Source organism: Blastococcus sp. TF02A-30, assembly GCF_003319185.1.
Lineage (GTDB): Bacteria > Actinomycetota > Actinomycetes > Mycobacteriales > Geodermatophilaceae > Blastococcus.
The window spans coordinates 674,487-695,459 of the sequence record NZ_QOHJ01000001.1; the positions used below are offsets into that span (position 1 = coordinate 674,487).

22 protein-coding genes are annotated in these 20,973 nt (G+C 76.2%); 18 read left to right on the forward strand and 4 right to left on the reverse strand.

The window, feature by feature from the left end; genetic code table 11:
* Position 1: 1 nt before the first annotated feature.
* The 13 genes from DQ241_RS03245 to DQ241_RS03305 all read left to right on the forward strand — a co-directional run bounded on the left by DQ241_RS03245 (position 2) and on the right by DQ241_RS03305 (position 12,452).
* On the forward strand, positions 2-667 hold the full coding sequence (locus tag DQ241_RS03245; protein WP_113828674.1) for a redox-sensing transcriptional repressor Rex: 666 nt from the start codon (positions 2-4) through the stop codon (positions 665-667).
* Entirely contained in the window at positions 664-2,022 is a 1,359-nt protein-coding gene (locus DQ241_RS03250) for a glutamyl-tRNA reductase (RefSeq protein ID WP_113828675.1), read from the forward strand. The genes DQ241_RS03245 and DQ241_RS03250 overlap by 4 nt, the downstream gene beginning before the upstream one ends.
* Positions 2,019-2,972 carry a hydroxymethylbilane synthase gene (gene hemC / locus DQ241_RS03255; protein ID WP_199584023.1) on the forward strand — a complete coding sequence of 318 codons (954 nt, stop codon included), beginning with the start codon at positions 2,019-2,021 and terminating at the stop codon, positions 2,970-2,972. The genes DQ241_RS03250 and hemC overlap by 4 nt, the downstream gene beginning before the upstream one ends.
* Before the next feature lie 64 nt (positions 2,973-3,036).
* Complete coding sequence (locus DQ241_RS03260; RefSeq protein WP_113828676.1) at positions 3,037-4,572, forward strand: uroporphyrinogen-III synthase; 1,536 nt, start codon at positions 3,037-3,039, stop codon at positions 4,570-4,572.
* Complete coding sequence (gene hemB, locus DQ241_RS03265) at positions 4,569-5,561, forward strand: porphobilinogen synthase (RefSeq protein WP_113828677.1); 993 nt, start codon at positions 4,569-4,571, stop codon at positions 5,559-5,561. The genes DQ241_RS03260 and hemB overlap by 4 nt, the downstream gene beginning before the upstream one ends.
* 8 nt (positions 5,562-5,569) lie before the next feature.
* A complete protein-coding gene (locus DQ241_RS03270; protein ID WP_113828678.1) occupies positions 5,570-6,049 on the forward strand; it encodes a hypothetical protein in 480 nt (159 codons plus the stop codon).
* Positions 6,046-7,413 (forward strand): glutamate-1-semialdehyde 2,1-aminomutase, encoded by a 1,368-nt coding sequence (gene hemL / locus DQ241_RS03275; protein WP_113828679.1) that lies wholly within the window; start codon positions 6,046-6,048, stop codon positions 7,411-7,413. Before DQ241_RS03270 ends, hemL begins: the two co-directional genes overlap by 4 nt.
* Positions 7,410-8,045 carry a histidine phosphatase family protein gene (locus DQ241_RS03280; RefSeq protein WP_113828680.1) on the forward strand — a complete coding sequence of 212 codons (636 nt, stop codon included), beginning with the start codon at positions 7,410-7,412 and terminating at the stop codon, positions 8,043-8,045. The genes hemL and DQ241_RS03280 overlap by 4 nt, the downstream gene beginning before the upstream one ends.
* Positions 8,042-8,620, forward strand: a complete 579-nt coding sequence (locus DQ241_RS03285; protein WP_113828681.1) for a TlpA disulfide reductase family protein — start codon at positions 8,042-8,044, stop codon at positions 8,618-8,620. Before DQ241_RS03280 ends, DQ241_RS03285 begins: the two co-directional genes overlap by 4 nt.
* Position 8,621: 1 nt before the next feature.
* Entirely contained in the window at positions 8,622-9,434 is an 813-nt protein-coding gene (locus DQ241_RS03290) for a cytochrome c biogenesis CcdA family protein (RefSeq protein ID WP_113828682.1), read from the forward strand.
* Positions 9,431-11,062: a cytochrome c biogenesis protein ResB gene (locus DQ241_RS03295; protein ID WP_113828683.1), complete on the forward strand. Its 1,632-nt coding sequence runs from the start codon at positions 9,431-9,433 to the stop codon at positions 11,060-11,062. Before DQ241_RS03290 ends, DQ241_RS03295 begins: the two co-directional genes overlap by 4 nt.
* Complete coding sequence (ccsB, locus tag DQ241_RS03300) at positions 11,052-12,014, forward strand: c-type cytochrome biogenesis protein CcsB (protein ID WP_113828684.1); 963 nt, start codon at positions 11,052-11,054, stop codon at positions 12,012-12,014. Before DQ241_RS03295 ends, ccsB begins: the two co-directional genes overlap by 11 nt.
* 165 nt (positions 12,015-12,179) lie before the next feature.
* Positions 12,180-12,452 carry a hypothetical protein gene (locus tag DQ241_RS03305; RefSeq protein WP_113828685.1) on the forward strand — a complete coding sequence of 91 codons (273 nt, stop codon included), beginning with the start codon at positions 12,180-12,182 and terminating at the stop codon, positions 12,450-12,452.
* Here the strand turns inward: DQ241_RS03305 and DQ241_RS03310 are convergent, their stop codons facing one another.
* A complete protein-coding gene (locus DQ241_RS03310) occupies positions 12,453-12,689 on the reverse strand; it encodes a hypothetical protein (protein ID WP_233492174.1) in 237 nt (78 codons plus the stop codon).
* A 93-nt stretch (positions 12,690-12,782) separates the two neighbouring features.
* Here DQ241_RS03310 and DQ241_RS03315 point away from each other — a divergent pair, with 93 nt between their 5' ends.
* Entirely contained in the window at positions 12,783-13,211 is a 429-nt protein-coding gene (locus DQ241_RS03315) for an Lrp/AsnC family transcriptional regulator (RefSeq protein ID WP_233492175.1), read from the forward strand.
* Complete coding sequence (locus DQ241_RS03320; RefSeq protein ID WP_113828687.1) at positions 13,204-13,518, forward strand: DUF4229 domain-containing protein; 315 nt, start codon at positions 13,204-13,206, stop codon at positions 13,516-13,518. The genes DQ241_RS03315 and DQ241_RS03320 overlap by 8 nt, the downstream gene beginning before the upstream one ends.
* Positions 13,519-13,530: 12 nt before the next feature.
* Here DQ241_RS03320 and DQ241_RS03325 read toward each other — a convergent pair whose 3' ends face one another.
* The 3 genes from DQ241_RS03325 to menE are packed head-to-tail and all read right to left on the reverse strand — an operon-like array spanning position 13,531 to position 18,007.
* Entirely contained in the window at positions 13,531-15,990 is a 2,460-nt protein-coding gene (locus DQ241_RS03325; protein ID WP_113828688.1) for a hypothetical protein, read from the reverse strand.
* Between the two features lie 32 nt (positions 15,991-16,022).
* A complete protein-coding gene (locus DQ241_RS03330) occupies positions 16,023-16,895 on the reverse strand; it encodes a 1,4-dihydroxy-2-naphthoate polyprenyltransferase (RefSeq protein WP_113828689.1) in 873 nt (290 codons plus the stop codon).
* Positions 16,895-18,007, reverse strand: a complete 1,113-nt coding sequence (menE, locus tag DQ241_RS03335) for an o-succinylbenzoate--CoA ligase (protein ID WP_113828690.1) — start codon at positions 18,005-18,007, stop codon at positions 16,895-16,897. Before menE ends, DQ241_RS03330 begins: the two co-directional genes overlap by 1 nt.
* 41 nt (positions 18,008-18,048) lie before the next feature.
* Between menE and DQ241_RS03340 the strand changes: the two genes are divergently transcribed.
* The 3 genes from DQ241_RS03340 (at position 18,049) to DQ241_RS20495 (ending at position 20,967) form a co-directional block, all read left to right on the forward strand.
* A complete protein-coding gene (locus tag DQ241_RS03340; protein WP_233492176.1) occupies positions 18,049-19,014 on the forward strand; it encodes an o-succinylbenzoate synthase in 966 nt (321 codons plus the stop codon).
* On the forward strand, positions 19,011-20,681 hold the full coding sequence (menD, locus tag DQ241_RS03345) for a 2-succinyl-5-enolpyruvyl-6-hydroxy-3-cyclohexene-1-carboxylic-acid synthase (protein WP_113828691.1): 1,671 nt from the start codon (positions 19,011-19,013) through the stop codon (positions 20,679-20,681). Before DQ241_RS03340 ends, menD begins: the two co-directional genes overlap by 4 nt.
* A gap of 145 nt (positions 20,682-20,826) precedes the next feature.
* Entirely contained in the window at positions 20,827-20,967 is a 141-nt protein-coding gene (locus DQ241_RS20495) for a hypothetical protein (RefSeq protein WP_158545865.1), read from the forward strand.
* Positions 20,968-20,973: the final 6 nt, after the last annotated feature.

The window sequence follows — 20,973 nt, forward strand, 5'->3', positions numbered from 1 at the left end:
CGTGAACCAGCCGCGGCCCCGGATCATCCCGGAGGCCACCGTCGCCCGCCTGGCCGTGTACCTCCGGGTGCTCACCACGCTGGCCGACGGCGGCCGGACGACGGTGTCCTCCGGCGAGCTGGCCTCCGCCGCCGGCGTCAACCCCGCCGGGCTGCGCAAGGACCTCTCCCACCTGGGCCCCTGCGGCGTGCGCGGGGTCGGCTACGAGGTCGGCACCCTGCGCGACCGCATCGCCCGCGTCCTCGGCGTGGAGCGTTCCCGGGCCTGCGTGCTGGTCGGCATCGGAAACCTGGGCTCGGCGCTGGCCGGCTACGCCGGCTTCGGCACCCGCGGCTTCGAGTTCGTGGGGCTGTTCGACGCCTCCCCGACCCGGATCGGCCAGCCCGTGGGCGGGCTCCAGGTCCGGCCCCTCGACGAGCTCGAGGAGGTCGTGACGGCGACCGGGGCCTCCATCGGGGTCATCACGACACCGGCCGACGTGGCCCAGCCGGTCTGCGACCGGCTCGCCGCGGCCGGGGTGAGGAGCATCTTGAACTTCGCGCCGGTGACGCTCGTGGCGCCCGCGGGGGTCGACGTCCGCAAGGTCGACCTGTCCGTCGAGCTGCAGGTCCTCGCCTTCCTCGGCCAGCAGCGCTCGGTTCCCCTGCCCGTCGAGGAGCCGGCGTGAGCCTGCTCGCGGTGGGGATCAGCCACCAGACCGCACCGGTCGCGCTGCTCGAGCAGTTCGCTCTCGCGCACGACGACCGGGTCAAGGCGCTGCACGAGCTGGTCGGCTCCGACCACGTGAGCGAGGCCCTGGTCCTGGCCACCTGCAACCGGGTCGAGGTCTTCGCCGAGGTGGAGAAGTTCCACGGCGGCGTCACCGAGGTCAGCCGGGTGCTCGCCCGCCAGGCCGGCGCCACGGTGGAGGAGCTCTCCCCGTACGTCACCGTCCACTACGAGGACCAGGCGATCGCGCACCTGTTCACCGTCGCCGCGGGCCTGGACTCGATGGTGGTCGGCGAGACGCAGGTGCTCGGGCAGCTGCGGGCCGCGTACGCGCTGGCCCGCGAGGAGGGCACCGTCGGCCGCGCGCTGCACCCGATCGCGCAGCGGGCGCTGCGGGTCGGCAAGCGGGTGCACGCCGAGACCGGCATCGACCGGGCCGGAGCCTCGCTGGTGTCGGTGGCGCTGGACCGCACCGAGGCCCGCATCGGCGACCTCACCGGGCGGCGCACGCTGGTCGTCGGCGCCGGCTCCATGGGCGCCCTCGCCGCCACCACCCTGGCCCGCCGCGGCGCCGACGTCGTCGTCAGCAGCCGGACCGAGGCCTCGGCGCACCGGCTGGCCGACAGCATCGGCGGCCGCGCCGTCGAGCTCTCCCGCGCAGCCGCCGAGCTCCGCGAGGCCGACGTGCTGGTCTCCTGCACCGGCGCCTCGGGGATCGTGGTGCACACCGACGTCGTCGCCGCCGCGATGGCCGACCGCGCCGGCCGCCCGCTCGTCGTCGTCGACCTGGCCCTGCCGCGCGACGTCGACCCCGGCGTCGCGGCGCTGCCCGGCGTGCACGTGGTGGACCTCGCCCTGCTGCAGGGCGAGCGGGCCGCGGCCGACGGCGAGGCGGCCACCACGCCGGTCGCCGCGGACGACATCTCCGCCGCGCACGCCATGATCGAGGCCGAGGCCGCGCTGCTGCGCGCCGAGCAGCAGGCCGCCGCCGTCGCCCCCACGGTGTCCGCGCTGCGCAGCCAGGCCGCCGAGGTCGTCGACGCCGAGCTGCTGCGCCTGTCCACGCGGCTGCCCGACCTGGACGCCCGCTCCCGCGCCGAGATCGCCCGAACCGTGCGCCGCGTCGTCGACAAGCTGCTGCACGAGCCGACCGTGCGGGTCAAGGAGCTGGCCGCCGGTCCCGGCGGCACCGACTACGCCGACGCGCTGCGCGCCCTGTTCGGGCTGGGCATCGACGCTGACGTCGTGGCGCAGGCCGGCAGCCTCGCCGACGCGGTCACCGTCGACCCCGAGCGCCCCGGCGGTGCCGCGTGACCGCGGCGACCGCGACGACGACGCTGCGCCTGGGCACCCGGGCCAGCGCGCTGGCGACCACCCAGTCCCAGATGGTCGCCGACGCGCTGACCGCCGCCACCGGCGTGCCGGTGGAGCTGGTCCGGATCACCACCGAGGGCGACCGCTCCCAGGCCGCCATCGCCCAGCTGGGCGGCACCGGGGTGTTCGTGACCGCGCTGCGCGACGCGCTGCTGGCCGGTGACATCGATCTCGCGGTGCACAGCTACAAGGACCTGCCGACGGCGCCGGAGCCGGGGCTCATCCTCGCCGCGGTGCCGCCGCGCGAGGACCCCCGCGACGCGCTGGTCGCCCGGGACGGGCTCACCCTCGGCGAGCTGCCCCCCGGTTCCCGGGTCGGCACCGGCGCCCCGCGCCGCGTCGCCCAGCTGCGGGCGCTCGGTCTCGGGCTCGAGGTGGTGCCGATCCGCGGGAACGTGGACACGCGGCTCGGCCGGGTGCCCGGGCACGGCGGCGCGGGCGACCTCGACGCCGTCGTCCTCGCCCGCGCCGGGCTGTCCCGGCTGGGCCGGACCGACGTGATCACCGAGACCCTCGACCCGCTGCAGGTGCTGCCCGCGCCGGCGCAGGGGGCGCTGGCCGTCGAGTGCCGCACCAGCGACGCCCGCACCCGGGAGCTGCTCGGCCGGCTGGAGGACGCCGCCACCCGGTGCTGCGTGCTCGCCGAGCGCACGACGCTCGCGGCGCTCGAGGCCGGCTGCAGCGCCCCGGTGGCCGCCTACGCCGAGGTGGCCGAGGGCGAGGACGGCCCCGAGCTGTTCCTGCGCGCCTCGGTGACCGCGCTGGACGGCGGCGACGCCGTCCGGGGTTCGCTCAGCGGACCCCTGGCCGACGCCGCGGCCCTCGGCCGCGCGCTCGCCGACGACCTGCTCGACCGCGGTGCGGCCGAGCTCATGGCGGCCGCCCGGTGACCGGCGCCGCACCCCAGATCCCCGCACACGCCCGAACCGTTCGGGCCAGAACCAGGAGCACGCGATGACGCGCAACCGCGCGAGCGCCGGCCGGATCGTCTTCGTCGGCGCCGGCCCCGGCGACCCCGGCATGCTGACCGCCCGGGCCACGGCCGCGCTGGCCGAGGCCGCCCAGGTCCACGTCGACGCTGACGTCCCGACCGTCCTCCAGGACGCCGTCCAGGAGCTGGCCCCGCAGGCCGAGCTCGTCCCCGTCGCCGGGGAGCCGGCGGAGGTGGCGAAGGCGGCCGTGGCCGCCGCCAAGGGCGGCGCCGTCGTCGTGCGCCTGGTCGCCGGCGACCCGTACACCGACGACGACGCGGTCAAGGAGGTGCTGGCCGTCGGCCGCACCTCGGTGGCCTTCGACGTCGTCCCCGGCGTCGCCCCGGCGACCGCCGTCCCGGCCTTCGCCGGTGTCGCGCCCGGCAGCACGACGCTCACCGCGGACCTGAGCAGCGGCGTCGACCTGACCGCGCTCGCCGCCGCGGCCTCGGCCACCGGCGGCACGCTGGTCCTGCAGGCCGCCGCCGAGGAGCTCCCCGACGCCGCCGCGCGGCTGGTCGAGGGCGGTCTCCCCGGCGGCACGCCGGTGGTCGTGACCACCGGTGGCTCGGGCACGGCGCAGAAGAGCGTCGTCGCCAAGCTGGCCGCCGTGGCCGAGAAGGACGCGGGCCTCGACGCCCTCACCGGCCCGGTGGTGGCGACCGTCGGCGCGGCCGTCGACAAGCGCGCCCGGCTGTCCTGGTGGGAGAGCCGGCCGCTGTTCGGCTGGCGGGTGCTGGTGCCCCGCACCAAGGACCAGGCCGGTGAGATGAGCGACCGGCTGCGCGCCTACGGCGCCGTGCCGGTCGAGGTGCCGACGATCGCCGTCGAGCCGCCGCGCAGCCCCGCGCAGATGGACCGCGCCATCAAGGGTCTGGTCACCGGCCGCTACGGCTGGATCGTGTTCACCTCGGTGAACGCGGTCAAGGCGGTGCGCGAGAAGTTCGCCGAGCTGGGCCTCGACGCCCGCGCGTTCGCCGGCGTCAAGGTCGCCTGCGTCGGCGAGCAGACCGCCGCCGCGGTGCGCGAGTTCGGCATCGTGCCGGAGCTGCTGCCCACCGGCGAGCAGTCCAGCCAGGGCCTGCTGGCCGACTTCCCCGAGTTCGACGACGTGCTCGACCCGATCAACCGGGTGCTGCTGCCGCACGCCGACATCGCCACCGAGGTGCTCGCCGCCGGGCTGGTCGAGCGCGGCTGGGAGGTCGACGACGTCACCGCCTACCGCACCGTCCGGGCGGCCCCGCCGCCGGCGCCGGTGCGCGAGGCGATCAAGGGCGGCGGCTTCGACGCGGTGTGCTTCACCTCGTCGAGCACGGTGCGCAACCTGGTCGGGATCGCCGGAAAGCCGCACGCCAAGACCGTCGTCGCGGTGATCGGCCCGCAGACCGCGGCCACCGCGCAGGAGTTCGGCCTGCGCGTGGACGTGCAGCCGGAGACCGCCGCGGTGGCCCCGCTGGTCGACGCGCTGGCGGAGTTCGCCGCCGCGCGCCGGGCCGAGCAGGAGGAGGCCGGGAAGTGAGCGGCGGCGCCACTCCGGGCTTCGCGCGCGGGCGGCGGCTGCGGTCGACGCCCGCGCTCCGGCGGCTGACCGCGGAGACCCGGCTGGCCCCGGCCGACCTGGTGCTGCCGGTCTTCGTCAAGGAGGGCATCGACGAGCCGGTCGCGATCGGCTCGATGCCCGGCGTCGTCCAGCACACCCAGGACTCGCTGCGGAAGGCCGCGCACGAGGCGGCCGAGGCCGGCATCGGCGGGCTGATGCTGTTCGGCATCCCGTCGTATAAGGACCCGGTCGGGTCGCAGGCCGACGCCGCCGACGGCGTGGTCAACGTGGCGCTGCAGCAGCTGCGGGCCGACCTCGGCGACGAGCTGGTGCTCATGGCCGACCTGTGCCTGTGCGAGTACACCGACCACGGGCACTGCGGCGTCGTCACCCCGGCGGGCGTGGTGGACAACGACCCGACGCTGGACCGGTACGCCGCCGTGGCGATCGCGCAGGCCCAGGCCGGCGCCCACCTGGTCGCGCCCAGCGGGATGATGGACGGCCAGGTGGCGGCCATCCGCGCCGGGCTGGACAGCGCCGCGTTCACCGAGGTGCCGATCCTGGCCTACGCGGCCAAGTACGCCTCGGGCTTCTACGGGCCCTTCCGCGAGGCCGCCGAGGGTGCGCCGCAGTTCGGCGACCGCTCGACCTACCAGATGGACCCGCCCAACGCCGACGAGGCGCTGCGCGAGGTGGCGCAGGACCTGGCCGAGGGCGCCGACGCGGTCATGGTCAAGCCGGCGCTGCCCTACCTCGACATCGTCGCCAAGGTGGCCGCGGCGGTGCAGGTGCCGGTGTCGGCCTACCAGGTCAGCGGCGAGTACGCGATGGTCGAGGCGGCCGCGGCGAACGGCTGGGTGGACCGGGAGCGGGCGATCCTCGAGACGCTGATCTCGATCCGCCGCGCCGGCGCCGGCCAGGTGCTCACCTACTGGGCGGTCGAGGCCGCACGGCTGCTCGCCCGCTAGGCGGCACCGTGCCGTACGTCGAGCCCGGGGGCTCCTGGCGACCGTTCTGGGCGGTCGCCGGGGCCCTCGGGCTCTTCCTCGTCCTGGACCTGGCGCTGCCCGGGGGCGACGTCCCGCCGCTGCTGTGGGCGCTGGCCCTGGTGACGGTCCCCGGGGTGGTCGCCATCGGCTGCCTGTCGGCCCGCCGGGTCTGGACCGTCCGGGTGGACCGCGACGGGCTGGCCGTCGGCCGGGAGCAGGTCGCGCTCGCGGACGTCGACGCCGCGCACCTGACCGCGGTCGGGGGCGGGGTGGACGCCGGCGCCCCGGTGCTGGGCGGTGGCTGGGCGCTGCCCCGCGGACGGGTCGGCCTGCCGCTGCGGCTGCGGGAGGGGCGGACCGTGCTGGTGCCGACGCGGGATCCCGGGGCGCTGCGCGCGGCCCTGCTCGACGCTGTGTCGGACGCCTCCGACGACCGCCCAGGAAGAGAAGGGACACTGGACGCGTGACCTCGCTGGACAGCTCCACCCACCCCTACGAGGCCCCGGTGTCGGCCGGCCTGTTCGACCGGGCCCGCGCCGTCACCCCCGGCGGGGTGAACAGCCCGGTCCGCGCCTTCGGCGCCGTCGGTGGCACCCCGCGGTTCATGGTCGAGGGCTCCGGCCCCTGGATCACCGACGCCGACGGACGGCGCTACGTCGACCTCGTCGGCTCGTGGGGGCCGCTGCTCCTGGGGCACGCGCACCCCGCCGTCCTCGACGCCGTCACCACGGCCGCCCGCCGCGGGCTCACCTTCGGCGCGCCCACCGAGGGCGAGATCGAGCTGGCCGAGGAGATCCGCCTGCGCATGGCGCCGGTCGAACGGGTGCGGCTGGTCAACTCCGGCACCGAGGCGGTGCTCTCCGCCGTCCGGCTGGCCCGCGGCGTCACCGGCCGCCCGCTGGTCGTGAAGTTCGCCGGCAACTACCACGGGCACGTCGACGCGCTGCTCGCCTCGGCCGGCTCGGGCGTCGCAACCCTCGGCCTGCCCGACACCCCCGGCGTGACCACCGGCGCGGCCGCCGACACCGTCGTGCTGCCCTACAACGACGTCGCCGCCGTCGAGGCGGTCTTCGCCGAGCGCGGCGCGCAGATCGCCGCGGTGATCAGCGAGGCCGCCGCCGGCAACATGGGTGTCGTCCCGCCGGACCCGGGCTTCAACGCCGCGCTGCGGCGGATCACCGCCGCGCACGGCGCGCTGCTGGTCCTCGACGAGGTCATGACCGGCTTCCGCGTCTCGCGCTCCGGCTGGTACGGCCTCGAGCCGGTGGACGCCGACCTCTTCACCTTCGGCAAGGTCATGGGCGGCGGGCTCCCGGCGGCGGCGTTCGGCGGCCGGGCCGACCTCATGGAGCACCTCGCCCCGGCCGGGCCGGTCTACCAGGCCGGCACGCTGTCGGGGAACCCGGTGGCCGTGGCCGCCGGGCTCACGACGCTGCGGCACTGCACCGACGAGGTCTACGCGCACTGCGACGAGGTGGCCGCCGTGTTGCGCGGCGCGGCCAGCGCGGCGCTGTTCGCCGCCGGCGTCCCGCACCGGGTGCAGCAGGCCGGCAGCATGTTCTCGATCTTCTTCGTGCCCGACGAGCGCCAGGTGCGCAACTACGACGACGCGAAGACCCAGGACACCGGCCGCTACACCGCCTTCTTCCACGCGCTGCTCGCCCGCGGCGTGTACCTGCCGCCGTCGGCGTTCGAGGCGTGGTTCGTCAACGCCGCGCTGTCCGGCGAGGCGCTGGACCGGGTGCTCGAGGCGCTGCCCGCGGCGGCGCGCGCGGCCGCGGCCGCCGACGGCGCGGCGACGGGCCCGGTCGAGAGCGAGCGGTCGTCGTGAGCGAGGAGACCACCGTCCACCTGCTGCGCCACGGCGAGGTGCACAACCCCGACGGCGTCCTCTACGGCCGGCTCCCCGGGTACCGGCTGTCGACCGCCGGCGAGGGCATGGCCGAGCGGGCCGCGGCCTGGTTCGCCGGGCACGACGTCACGCACCTGGTGTCCAGCCCGCTGGAGCGCGCCCAGCAGACCGCCGGCCCTCTCGCCGCGGCCTTCGCCCTGCCGATCGGCACCGACGACCGGCTGATCGAGGCCGGCAACGCCTTCGAGGGCATGGCCGTCGCCGGGGGAGCGGGCGTGTTCCGCGCGCCGCGCAACTGGTGGAAGCTGCGCAACCCGTTCCAGCCGTCGTGGGGCGAGCCCTACGTCGAGATCGCCGCCCGGATGCTGGCCGCCGTCGAGGCCGCGCGCGACGCCGCCCGCGGCCACGAGGCGGTGCTGGTCAGCCACCAGCTGCCGATCTGGACGCTGCGGCTGCACCTGGAGGGCCGCCGCTACCTGCACGACCCGCGCCGCCGGCAGTGCGCGCTGGCCAGCGTCACCTCGGTGACCTACGACGGCGACCGCGTCACCGGTGTCGGGTACGCGGAACCGGCCGGCGCCACCGACCCCGACGCGGTACCGGGCGCATGAGGCGGCCCGCGCTCGCCCTGCTGGCCGGGGCGCTCCTCCTCGCCGGCTGCTCGACCGGCGACGACCAGGTCGCGGTCAACAACGGCGGTGAGTTCCGCTTCGTCCAGGGCACGCCGCGCGGCGAGGTCATCCCGCCCGAGGAGCGCGCGTCGGCCCCCGAGTTCTCCGGCACCCTCCTCGACGGCGACGCCTTCGACTCCACCGAGCTCACCGGCGACGTCGCCGTCGTCAACTTCTGGGGCTCGTGGTGCGCGCCCTGCCGCGTCGAGACTCCGGAGTTCAGCGAGGTGTCGACCGAGTACGCCGACGCCGGTGTGCGCTTCCTCGGGATCAACGTGAAGGAGACCAACCAGCAGTTCGCCGACGCGTTCGTGGACCGGTTCGACATCGCGTTCCCGTCGCTCTACGACCCGCGCGGCGAGGTCGCCCTGGCGTTCCGCGACTACCCGGCCAACGCCATCCCCTCGACGATCGTGCTGGACACCGAGGGCCGGGTCGCGGCGGTGTACACGGCGGAGGTCTCCCAGGAGGATCTGCGCAGCGTGCTCGACCGGGTGCTGGCGGAGGGGAGCTGACGTGGGGGACACCTTCGCCGGCCTGGTCACCGACGGCCCGCTGCTCGTCGCCGCCGCGGTCGCCGCGCTCGTCGGGCTGATCAGCTTCGCCTCGCCCTGCGTCCTGCCGCTCGTGCCCGGCTACCTCTCCTACGTCGCGGGGCTGGTCGGCTCCGGGGCGCGCGCGACGGCGGCCGCTCCGGCCCCGGGTGCCACCGCGACCGCCGTGCGCACCGACGAGCGGGCCCCGCGCGGCCGCATGGTGCTCGGCGCGCTGCTGTTCGTCCTCGGCTTCACCGCGGTGTTCGTCGCCTTCGGCGCCGCGTTCGGCGGGCTGGGCCGGCTGATGCTCGAGCACGCCGAGGTCCTCAACCGGGTCTTCGGCGCGATCACCGTCGTGGTCGGCCTGGGCTTCCTCGGCTGGCTGCCGCTGCTGCAGCGGACCTCCCGGCTGTCGGTCCGCCCGGCCGCCGGGCTGGCCGGCGCCCCGCTGCTCGGGATCGTGTTCGGCCTGGGCTGGACGCCCTGCCTCGGGCCCACGCTCGGCGCGGTGTACTCGCTGGCGTTCTCCGAGGCGACCGCCGGCCGCGGCGCGCTGCTCTCGGTCGCGTACTGCCTGGGGCTGGGCGTCCCCTTCGTGCTCGTGGCGCTGGGTGCGCGCTGGGCGCTGGGGGCGACCTCCTTCCTGCGCCGGCACGCGCGCGAGGTGACCCGCTTCGGCGGCGCCGTGCTCGTCGTCGTCGGCCTGCTCCTGCTCACCGGCGCGTGGACCGAGATGATGGAGTGGCTACGCTCCTGGCTGGCCTCCAGCGGCCTCGCGGAGACCTCGCTGTGACGATCACCGCCCCGCCGCGCCCGCCCGCCGAGGCGCCCCCGCCCCCGCGACCCTCCGCCGGCCGCCGGCTGACCGGCCGGCTGCTCGCCCTGTGGCGGCGGCTCACCGCGATGCGCACCGCCATCGTGCTGCTGTTCCTGCTGGCGCTGGCCGCCGTCCCCGGCTCGCTGCTGCCGCAGCGGTCGCTGTCGCAGACCAACGTGCGGCAGTACTTCGCCGACCACCCGGACCTGGCGCCGGTGCTCGACCGGCTGTACCTGTTCGACGTCTTCAGCTCGCCGTGGTTCGCCGCGGTGTACCTGCTGCTGTTCACCTCGCTGATCGGCTGCGTGGTCCCGCGCGCGGTCGAGCACGCCCGCTCGCTGCGCGCGGCCCCTCCGGCCGCCCCCCGCCGGCTGCTGCGGCTGCCCGACTCCGGCGAGGTGACCACGCCGCTCGAGCCGGGTGCGGCCCTCGACGTGGTCGAGGAGGAGCTGCGGGTCCGGCGGTACCGGGTGGTCCGCCGCGACGGGAGGGACGGCCCGGAGGTCTCGGCCGAGAAGGGCTACCTCAAGGAGACCGGCAACCTGCTGTTCCACCTCTCCCTGATCGCGCTGCTGCTGGGCCTGGCCGGGGGCAAGCTCTGGGGCTACGAGGGCAGCATCCTGGTCACCGAGGGGCAGGGGTTCTGCAACTCGTTCCAGCAGTACGACACCTACTCGGCCGGCCCCCTGGTGGACAGCGGCGACCTGTCGCCGGTCTGCGTCGACCTCGAGGACTTCCGCGCCGAGTACGAGCCGGACCTGACCGCGTCGAAGTTCACCGCCGACATCACCTACGGGGCCCCCGGCGAGGAGGGCCGCCCGACGACGATCGGCGTGAACGACCCGCTGCGCTCCGACGGCGACCGCCTCTACGTCACCGGGCACGGGTTCAGCCCGACGTTCAGCGTGACGCTGCCCGACGGCACCGCGATCACCGACGTCTCGGTGCCGTTCCTGCCGTCGGACCAGCGGACGATGGCCAGCGAGGGCGCCCTGAAGCTGCCCGACGTCGGCGCCGAGAGCGACGAGCAGCTGGCGCTGGAGGGCTTCTTCGCACCGACCGGTCTCGTGCAGGGCGGCATCCTCACCTCGGTCGACCCCCGGCCGCTGGACCCGCAGGTCGCGATCGTGGCCTACCAGGGCTACCTCGGCCTGGACTCCGGGCTGCCGCAGTCGGTGTACAGCCTCGACGCCAGCCAGATCGAGCGCGGCCGCCTGGCCGAGGTCGGTGCGGCCAACCTCTCGCTGGGCGAGTCGCTGACCCTCCCGGACGGGACGGTCGTGACCTTCAGCGGCTTCCAGCAGTTCGCCGCGCTGCAGTACTCGCACGACCCGGGCCAGGTCTGGGTGCTGGTGTCGGCCATCGCGCTGCTCACCGGGCTGCTCGGCCTGCTCCTGCTGCGGCGGGAGCGGGTGTTCGCCCGGGTCGCCCCGGCACCGACCGGCGGCGGTACCGTGCTCACGCTGGCCTCGCTCACGCGGGGCAGCGGCGAGAGCGGGCCGCGCTTCCAGGCCCTCAGCGACGAGCTGAGCGCCGCCCTGGCCGCCCGCGCGGCCGCCCGCACCCGTGCACCGCAACCGGAGGTCCCCCCGCGTGACTCCTGACCAGTCGCTCCTCGACCTGTCGGACACCTTCTTCTCGGTCGCCGTCGCCCTGTACTCGGTGGCCCTGGTGTCGTTCTGCGCCCAGCTGGCGTTCGGCCGCCGCCCGGCGCGCACCCGGGAGCTCGTGGCCGCCGGTGGCGTCGCCACCCCGACCGGGGGCGCCGACGAGGCCCCGACCGCGGAACGCTCGCGCCGGGGTGAGCGGTGGGGCCTGATCGCCATCGGCGTCACCGTCCTGGCCGCGCTGGCCCACGCGGCGGTGCTGCTGTGCCGCGGGCTGGCCACCGACCGGCTGCCCTGGGGCAACATGTACGAGTTCGCCACCGCGGTCGTGCTGGTCGCCGTCGTGGTCTACACCGTGCTGGCGGTGCGCTCGCCGGCGCTGCGGCACATCGGGGTCTTCGTGCTGGCCCCGGTCGTGCTGGGCATGGTCGGCATCGGGCTGTTCCTGTACGTGGAGGGCGCCCCGCTCGTCGCCGCGCTGCGGTCGAGCTGGCTGGGCATCCACGTGACCGCCGCGATCCTCGGGTTCGGCATCTTCCTGGTCAGCGGCATCGCCAGCGTGCTGTACCTGGTGCGCGTCAAGGACGAGGCCAAGCCGGTCGAGGAGCAGGGCACCGGGTTCGTCTCGCGGCTGCCGTCGTCGGCGGCGCTGGACCGGCTGGCGCACCGCACCGCGGTCTTCGGCTTCCCGATCTGGACCTTCGCGGTCATCGCCGGGGCGATCTGGGCGGAGAGCGCCTGGGGCCGGTTCTGGGGCTGGGACCCCAAGGAGACCTGGTCGTTCATCGCCTGGGTGATCTACGCCGCCTACCTGCACGCCCGGACGACCGCCGGCTGGCGGGGCCGCCCCGCGGCGTGGGTCAACGTGGTCGGCCTCGTGGTCATGGTCTTCAACCTGACCTTCGTCAACCTGGTCTCCAGCGGTCTGCACAGCTACGGCGGGGTCTGACGCCGGTCGCGGTGCTCACCGTGGGTGAGCACCGCGGGGGCGCGCCGCGCGGCCCGGTGCTGACGGATGTCGGCGGATCGTGCTTCCATGCAGCCATGACGGCCCGTGGACAGCGCTCGACCGGAGGTCACCGTGGGTAGGCACGCGGCGGCTGACGGCTCAGGGGTGGACCCGCTGGTGGCGGCGGCCCTGGCCGGCCGCGCGCCGGAGGCCGGGGGTGCGCACCGCGAGGGCACCGACCACTCCTCGTCCGAGGGCGAGGTCGGCTGGCCGGAGCCGCCGGCACCCGGCGGCGGTGGGCTGGGCTGGCCCGGCGACCTCGACCGGGAGGGCGGGCCCTCCCGCGGTCAGCACGAGGGTGGGCCCGGCGAGCCGGCACCTGCACCGGCCGCGCGACGGGGCTGGCGGCGGCTGTTCGGGATCAGCCGCGCCGCCTAGCTACGTGGGGGAGCCGTCGTCCCGCTTCGCCCGGCGCTCCAGCTCGCGGAGGAACTCGGGGTCGTCGTCCGGCGCCAGCGGGCGGGTGGGGCGCTGCGGACGGGGCCGGCGCGGCGGCCGGGGCGAGCGCAACCCACCGCCCGGCGATGCGGCGGCCCGCATGACCAGCACCACCACGACGACGGCGACCAGCAGCACGACGAGGAACACCACGGTCCCCACCCCCTCTGTCGTCACCAGCGTACGACCGCGGCGATACTCGGTGCCGACCGATGCGGCCGGGACCTCAGCGCTCGTCCGCCAGCAGGACGGAGATCCATCATCGACGCCGTGGACCGGCACCTGATCGAGCTGCTGCGCGCCAACGGGCGGGCCAGCTACGCCGAGCTCGCCCGCCAGGTGGGGCTGTCCTCGCCGGCCGTGCACGAGCGGGTCGGCAAGCTGGAGGCGGCCGGGGTGATCAGCGGCTACCGCGCCGTCATCGACCCGTCGTCGGTCGGGCTGGACGTCACCGCGCTGATCGGCGTCATCGAGAGCGACTCGGTCGACGACACCGGCCTCGAGGCGGCCATGCGGGAGGTCCCCGGCATCGAGGACTGCTGGCGGGTGGCCGGCAGCGAGGGCTACGTGCTCAAGGTGCGTGTGGCGGACATCCCGGCACTCGAGGCCACCGTCAACGCGTTGAACCGGATCAGAGGTGTCGCGCGCACCCGCACCACGGTGGTGCTGTCGACGAAGTGGGAGGGCCGTCATGGCTGAGAGCACGACCCCCGCGAGCCCGGCAGGCGGCCCGGCCGCGCCGCCCAAGGTGCTGCCCTGGCTGGTGATCCACACCGTCGGCCGGCTCGGCATCTGGGCCCTGCTCACGCTGATCCTGTGGCAGCTCGGCCTGGACTTCTTCTCCGGCATGCTCTTCGGGCTGCTGCTGTCGATGCCGGTCGCCTACCTGCTGCTGAAGACCTCCCGCGAGCGGCTGACCGAGGCCCTGGTCGCCCGCAGCGCCGCCCGGCGCGCGGCCAAGGAGGACCTCCGCACCCGGCTCAGCGGCGAGCAGCCCACGGGCTGACCGCCGGGCAGGTCAGCCGGTCGCCGGCACGCTCTCGGCCAGGTGCGCCAGGACGTCGGAGTTGTAGGTCTCCGTCGCCTGCACGTAGGCCCAGTGCTTCACCGGCCGCGCGCCGAAGCGGGCCTTGTGCAGGCCGGCGCTCATCCCGTAGAGCACCCGGGCCGCCCCGTGCCGGGTGGCCGAGCGCAGCGCCTGCAGCAGCAGCACCTGGTAGCTGTGGTGCGTGGGCACCCAGGCGTGGTCGAGGCCCACGAAGACCGGTGCCACGTGCGTCGCGCCCACGTGCTGCGCGGCGAACGCGACCGGTTCCGGCCCCGCCTCGTCCAGGTGCAGCAGCACGACCTCCCAGCCCGCGTGCTCCAGCACCGCGTCGACGACCCGCCGCGGCAGCGGGAAGACGTTCAGCTCGAACGAGCGGGCGTGCACCGCCCGGTACAGCCGGTACAGGTGCTGGCGCCGCTCGTCCGGGTAGGCCAGGGCCTCGGGGCTGCCGCCGGCGAGCACCTCCACCCGGAACCGCGGTTCCCACGCGAGGACGTGGTGGCGCTGGTGGTAGCGGTGCTTGCGGGTGAGCCCGGCGAGGAAGCCCTCGTCGTCGGCGAAGTCGACCTCGCGCTCCCAGCTCTCCCACACCGGGATGCGGATCAGCCCCTCGCCGAGCAGGAAGGCGTGCAGCTCCTCGTCGTCGTCGGGCAGGTCGCGCAGCACGACCGCGGCGGCGCCCGCGGCGTCCTCCTCGGCCCGCGCGGCCTGCAGCACCACCCGCAGCGCCGTCCGCCAGTCGCGGGAGCGGTCCAGGTAGAGGTGGTCGCCCTCCGTGAGCAGCGAGCCGGTCGCGACCATCGGGGAGGTGAGGAACCAGGCGTCCTCGGCGCGGCGCCGCTCCACCTCCCGCGAGACGTGGGCGGGGGAGAGCATGTCGTCCTTCCACAGCGCCGTCGTGAGGAAGGTGGCGGCCACCGGGGTGCCGTCGGCGTCGCGGACGACGAGGTAGGTGAAGTCCCAGGCGTCCTCCGTCTGGCCGGCCGCTCCCGCGCCGCCGGTGCCGAACACCGCCTCCAGGGCCCGCAGCCCGGCTGCATCGAAGGCGCCGCGGTCACCGAGCAGCCGGTCCCACTCGGCGGTGTCGAGGTCGTCGATCGTGCGGTGCCGCTCCAGGGTCAGCGCCGGGCGCGGCGGCGCGGTGCGCTGCTCGGGGAGCACGGGAGGGCGGCCGCGCAGCTGGCGGGCGAAGGCGCGGCGCAGGTCGTCGACCGTGGCGCCCTCCTCGGCGATCGCCGCCGGCAGGTGCTCGGCCAGCGCGGCCACCACGCCCGCGACGTCGTCCTCGGTGTGGTGGGCGGTCAACGTGAGCCGGGCGCCGCAGCGCTTGGCCGGCACGGCGGGGAAGGTGGCGGTGTTGGTGAAGAAGCCGCTCTCGCGGAGCCGCTCGGTGAGCCGGTAGGCCACGGCCGCGGTGCCGGCGCCCACGTACCGGATCGGTGCCTCCGAGTCCGACACCAGCGGCAGCCGCGCCTCGGCGGCCAGCCGGTTGAACAACCGGATGCGGTCGCGGAGCAGCTCCTGCCGGGCCGCGATCTCGGGCGTGCGGTGCAGCTCGGCCGAGGCGAGGACGGCGCCCAGCATCGGCGGCTGCACCGGTCCGGAGAAGATCAGCGGCCCGCCGACGGTGAGGGTGAGCCGGCGGGACTCCTCGTCGGGGAAGGTGATGGCGCCGCCGGCTGCCGCGAAGGACTTGTTCAGCGACGCCGCCACGACGGTCCGCGCCAGGGTGGCGGGGGACAGGTGCTCGAGGGCGTGGCCGCGGCCGTGCCGGCCGGTCCACGACGCGGCGTGCGCGTCGTCGACGTAGAGCCAGAGGTTCTCGTACCGGGCGGCCAGCTCGTCGAGCGCCGCGGCGGGCATGAAGTCGGCGTACATGGAGTAGAGCCCGTCGGCGGCGTACCAGACCCGTCGATCGGGGTGGCCCTGCAGCCGCTTCTCCAGCGTGCGCAGATCGTTGTGCGGGATCAGCTCGGTGGGCACCCCACCGGCCTGGACCAGCTTGGCCGCGGTCTGCACGGAGTGGTGCACCTGGTGGTCGAGCAGCAGCACGTCGCTGCCGGTGATCAGCGTCGGCATGGTGGCCAGGTGGCCCATGGACGTCGACGGCGTCACGACCACCGGCCGGCCGAACAGCCCGGCCAGGCTCTCCTCGGCCTCGCGGTACAGCGGCGCCGAGGCGTAGGCGCGGGACGAGGAGAACTGGGTGCCGAACCGGTCGACGGCGTCGCGCACGGCGGCCTTGAGCCGCGGATCGGTCTCCAGCCCGAGGTAGGAGCAGGAGCCGAAGTTCACCAGCCGGCGGCCGAGGACGGTGACGTGCCGGCCGTCGAGGCCGTCGTCCTCGACGTGGTTGTGCAGCAGCCCGCGGCGCACCCCCTCGGAGATGACCTCGTCGACCGCGGTCTGCAGCTCCTCGGCGGTGGCCATCGCAGTTCCCTCCCGGGTGGTTCAGCCAGGCGTCATCCGCTCAGCGCGAGCCCGGCGCCGAGGAGCACCCCCGTGACGAGGGTGAGCCGCCCGGTGCCCGCCAGCGCGCCGATGAGGGCCGGCCCCCGCCCGCCCGTGAGCACCGTACGTGCTGGTGGGACGGCCAGCGGTGCGGCCAGCAGGGTCAGCAGCGCCCAGGGCCGGTCGATTCCCACCACCACGACGACGGCGAAGGCGGCGGCGAAGAGCCCCGCGAAGAGCAGCCGCGTGCCGCGATCGCCGAGCAGCACGGCCAGGGTGCGCTTGCCGACGGCTGCGTCGCCCTCGATGTCACGCAGGTTGTTGACCACCAGGATCGCCACGATCAGCAGGCCGGGCGGCAGCGAGACCGCCCACGCCAGGGCGGGCAGGGTGCCGGTCTGCACGTAGGTCGTCCCCACGACGGCGACGGGGCCGAAGAAGACGAAGACGAACACCTCGCCCAGGGCCCGGTAGCCGTAGGGGATCGGCCCGCCGGTGTACGTCCAGGCCGCCAGCATGCAGACGGCGCCGACGGCGACCAGCCACCAGCTCGACAGCGCGGCCAGCGCCAGCCCGGCCGCACCGGCCGCCGCGAAGGAGAGCAGCGCGGCGACCAGGACCTGCCGCGGCGCGGCCGCGCCCGAACCGACCAGCCGCATGGGCCCGACCCGGTCGGCGTCGGTGCCGCGCGTGCCGTCGGAGTAGTCGTTGGCGTAGTTCACCGCGACCTGCAGGGCCAGGGCGACGAGGAGCGCGAGCAGCGCGGTGGAGAGGCGGAAGCCGTCGAGCGCGGCGGCCGCGCCGGTGCCGACGAGCACCGGGGCGACCGCGGCGGGCAGCGTGCGGGGGCGGGCGCCGGCCAGCCACTGGGCGGGGGTGGCCATCAGACCTCCGGGGTCAGCGCCGCGGCGGCGCGTCGGTCGGGCTTGCCGGTGTGCAGGGTCGGGACGGCGGGGATCGGGTGCACCGCCCGCGGTGCGGAGGGGGCGCCGAGCCGCTCGGTGACCCAGGCGCGCAGCTCATGGAGCTCCGGCAGCGGCCCGGACGGGACGACGGCGGCGACCACGCGCTGCCCCCACTCGGGGTCGGGCCGGCCGAAGACGACGGCGTCGGCGACGGCCGGGTGCTCACGCAGCGCGGCCTCCACCGCGGCCGGCGCCACGTTGACCCCACCGGAGATGACCACGTCGTCGAGCCGGCCCAGGACGGTGAGCCGGCCGTCGGTCAGCGTGCCGGCGTCGCGGGTGCGGAACCAGCCGCCGGCGAACGCCTCCTCGGTCGCCGCCGGGTCGAGCCGGTAGCCCCGCGCCAGCACGGGCCCGGCCAGCTCGATCCCGTCGGCGACCCGGACGTCGACGCCGCGGAGGGGCTCGCCGTCGTAGATGCAGCCGCCGGCGGTCTCGGTCATCCCGTAGGTGGTGACGACCCGGACGCCCTCGGCGCGGGCGCGGTCGAGCAGCGCCGGGTCGGTCGCCGCGCCGCCGACCAGGACCGCGTCGAACGCGCGCAGGGCGTCGGGCTCGGTGTCGAGGAAGCGGCGCAGCTGGGTGGGGACCAGCGACGTGTAGCGGCGGTCGTCGCCCGGCATCCGCGCCACGGCCGCGGCGAGCGGCTCGTCCCCTGCCAGCCGGGCGACCGGCCGGTCGGCCAGCGCGGCCCGGGCGAGCACCTGGAGCCCGGCGATCGCCGACACCGGCAGCGCGAGCAGCCAGCTCCCCGGCCCGCCGATCCGCTGCAGGGTCGCGGTGGCCGAGGCGCGCACGGCGTCCGCGGAGAGCAGCACGCCACGGCCGCCGCCGGTGGAACCGGAGGTGACGACGACGAGGTCCGCCCCGGGCTCCAGCGGCTCCTCGGGGCGCAGCACGGCGCGGGCGGCGTCGACGACGGCGGGCGGACCCGCGGGCAGGACGGCGAGGGGGCGCTCGCCGTCGAGGGCGGCGCGGAGGTGGTCGGTGCTGAGGTCCGCGGCGGCCACGGGGGAGAGGTACGCAGCCACGAGGGGCAAGCCTACGACCCTGCCCCCGTACCCTGGGCGGTGTGATCCCTGCGCCCGTCGGCGGCACCGGGCCGGCGCTCGAGGCGCGGGTCTGGTCGGTGCCCATGCGCACCCGCTTCCGCGGCATCGACGTCCGCGACGGCGTGCTGCTGCGCGGACCCGCCGGGTGGGGCGAGTTCTCCCCGTTCTGGGACTACGACGTCGTCGAGAGCCGCCGCTGGTGGGCCGCCGCCGTCGAGGCCGCCACGGAGGGGTTCCCGGCGCCGGTGCGCGGCTCGGTGCCGGTCAACGTGACCGTCCCCGCGGTCGACGCCGAGCGGGCGCACGCGATCGCGGCCGCGTCCGGCTGCCGCACGGCCAAGGTCAAGGTCGCCGAGCCGGGGCAGACGGCGGCCGACGACCTCGCGCGGGTCGAGGCCGTCCGCGACGCGCTCGGCCCGTCCGGTGCGATCCGGGTCGACGCCAACGCCGCCTGGGACGTCGGCACCGCGGTGGCCCGCATCCGCGAGCTCGACGACGCCGTGGGGCTCGAGTACGTCGAGCAGCCGTGCGCCACGCTCGAGGAGCTCGCCGCGCTGCGCCGCCGGATCGACGTCCGCGTCGCGGTGGACGAGGGGGTGCGCCGCTCGGCCGACCCGCTCGCCGTCGACCTGCGCGAGGCCGGCGACGTCGTCGTCCTCAAGGTGCAGCCGCTGGGCGGGGTGCGTGCGGCCCTGCGGGTGGCGGAGGCGCACGGGCTGCCCTGCGTGGTGAGCTCGGCGCTGGAGTCGTCGGTCGGCATCGCCGCCGGGGTCGCGCTGGCCGCCGCGCTGCCCGAGCTGCCGTTCGCGTGCGGGCTGGCCACGGTCGCGCTTTTCACCGACGACGTCTCGTCGTCCCCGCTGCTGCCGGTGGACGGCGCGCTGCCGGTCGTGCGGCCCGAGCCCGACCGGCTGGACGCGGTCGCCGCCGACGCGGTCACCGCCGCGCGCTGGGGTGCGCGGCTGGCGGCGGTGAGCGCGGCGTGAACCCCTCGACCGCCTTCGCCCGCGTCGTCGTCGACGAGCTGCTGCGCGGCGGCGTCACCGACGCGGTCCTCGCGCCCGGTTCCCGGTCCGCGCCGCTGGCGCTGGCGCTGGCCACCGCCGAGCGGGACGGCCGGCTGGCGCTGCACGTCCGGATCGACGAGCGGACCGCGGCCTTCCTGGCGCTCGGCCTGGCCAAGGCGTCCGGCCGCCCGGTGCCGGTGGTGACGACGTCCGGGACGGCGACCGCGCACCTGCACGCCGCGGTGCTGGAGGCGCACGAGAGCGGGGTGCCGCTGCTCGCGCTGACCGCGGACCGGCCGCCGGAGCTGCGCGCCACCGGCGCCAACCAGACCATCGAGCAGGCCGGGCTGTACGGCGGCGCCGTGCGGTGGGCCGTGGACGTCGGCGTGCCCGAGGCCGGGCGGGAGGAGGCGCAGAACCGCTACTGGCGCTCGCTGGTCGCGAAGGCGCTGGCGGTCGCCACGGGCGCGCTCTCGGACGATCCGGGCCCGGTGCACCTGAACCTCGCGCTGCGCGAGCCGCTGCTGCCCGAGGACGGCGGCGTGGAGCCGGCCGGACCCTGGGCGGGGCGACCCGCCGGTGCGCCGTGGACCGCGGCGCTGCCTTCCCCCGGCTTCGCGGCGACCGCCCACCGGCTGCCCCCGCGCACGCTGGTCGTCGCGGGCGACGGGCCGGCCCAGGGTCTGGAGGACGACTTCCCCTGGCCGGTGGTGGCCGAGCCCAGCAGCGGCGCCTGGGGCCGGGCCGGCGCGCTGAGGGGTGGCGTGCTGCAGCTCGGTGCGGCGGGCTGGCTGGCCGCGCACCGCCCCGAGCACGTGCTGGTGGTGGGGCGTCCGACGCTGGCCCGGCCGGTGAACGCGCTGCTCGCCGACCCGTCGGTGACGGTGGAGACGGTCAGCGCCTTCCCCCGCTGGGCCGACGCGGTGCGGTCCAGCGGCCGGGTGTCACGCGTGCTGGCGGCGGTCGAGGGCACGCCCGACGCGGGGTGGGTGTCCGCTTGGCGGTCGGCGGCCCAGCGAGCCGGGGCGGCGGTGGACGCGGCCCTCGACGGATCGGCGGCCCTCACCGCCGCCCGGGTGGCGCGCGACGTGGTGGCGGGGCTCCCCTCGGGGGCGCTGCTGGTGCTCGGCTCGTCGACGCCGGTCCGCGACGTCGACCGGCTCGCCGTGCCCCGGGCGGACGTCACGGTGCTGGCCAACCGGGGCGTCGCCGGCATCGACGGGACGATCTCGACCGCGATCGGCGCCGCGCTGGTGCACCGGGGGCCGGCGTTCGCGCTGATGGGCGACCTGACGTTCCTGCACGACCTCACCGGGCTGCTGGTGGGCGAGGGGGAACGGGTGCCCGACCTGACCGTGGTGGTGCCGGACAACGACGGCGGCGGGATCTTCGCCCAGCTGGAGCCGGGCCAGGAGCGGTACGCGTCGGACTACCGCCGGGTCTTCGGGACGCCGCACGGACGCGACCTCGTCGCGGTCGCGTCGTCCCTGGGGTGGGCCGCGTCGCTCGTCTCGACGCCGGAGGAGCTGCAGGCCGCGCTGGGGCTCGGCGGGCCGCGCGTCGTCGTCGTCCGCACCGACCAGCACGCGGAGGCGGCGCTGGCGGTCGAGCTCCGCACCGCGGCGGCCCGGGCGCTGGGCAGGTAGGACCACCTCGAGAGCGACGTTCCCGCGGGAACGCGCGTCCTGCGGATTTCTTGCGGTTCCCGCGCGGGTGCCCTGCGGTTCGGGCGGCAGAGTCCTCACTGCACGGGGGACGCGCCCCGGCGGGAGCGGTGGGAGGAGTTCGACGATGAGCCGGGACGTGCTGCGGTCGGTCCGCCTGCTGGCGGTCACGCTGGCCGTCGCGGCCGGGATCGCCGGATTCGCTCCGGGGGACACCGCACCCGCCGGGGCCACCCCGACCGATGTCGTCCTGGTCGAGGCGCGCTGACCGACC

Bases quoted from the DNA above. Each gene is read 5' to 3' on its own strand.
- DQ241_RS03285 (WP_113828681.1), top strand. From the start codon at position 8,042: ATGAGGCGGCCCGCGCTCGCCCTGCTGGCCGGGGCGCTCCTCCTCGCC.
- DQ241_RS20495 (WP_158545865.1), top strand. From the start codon at position 20,827: ATGAGCCGGGACGTGCTGCGGTCGGTCCGCCTGCTGGCGGTCACGCTG.
- DQ241_RS03260 (WP_113828676.1), top strand. From the start codon at position 3,037: ATGACGCGCAACCGCGCGAGCGCCGGCCGGATCGTCTTCGTCGGCGCC.
- DQ241_RS03325 (WP_113828688.1), bottom strand. From the start codon at position 15,990: ATGGCCACCGCCGAGGAGCTGCAGACCGCGGTCGACGAGGTCATCTCC.
- DQ241_RS03330 (WP_113828689.1), bottom strand. From the start codon at position 16,895: ATGGCCACCCCCGCCCAGTGGCTGGCCGGCGCCCGCCCCCGCACGCTG.
- DQ241_RS03320 (WP_113828687.1), top strand. From the start codon at position 13,204: ATGGCTGAGAGCACGACCCCCGCGAGCCCGGCAGGCGGCCCGGCCGCG.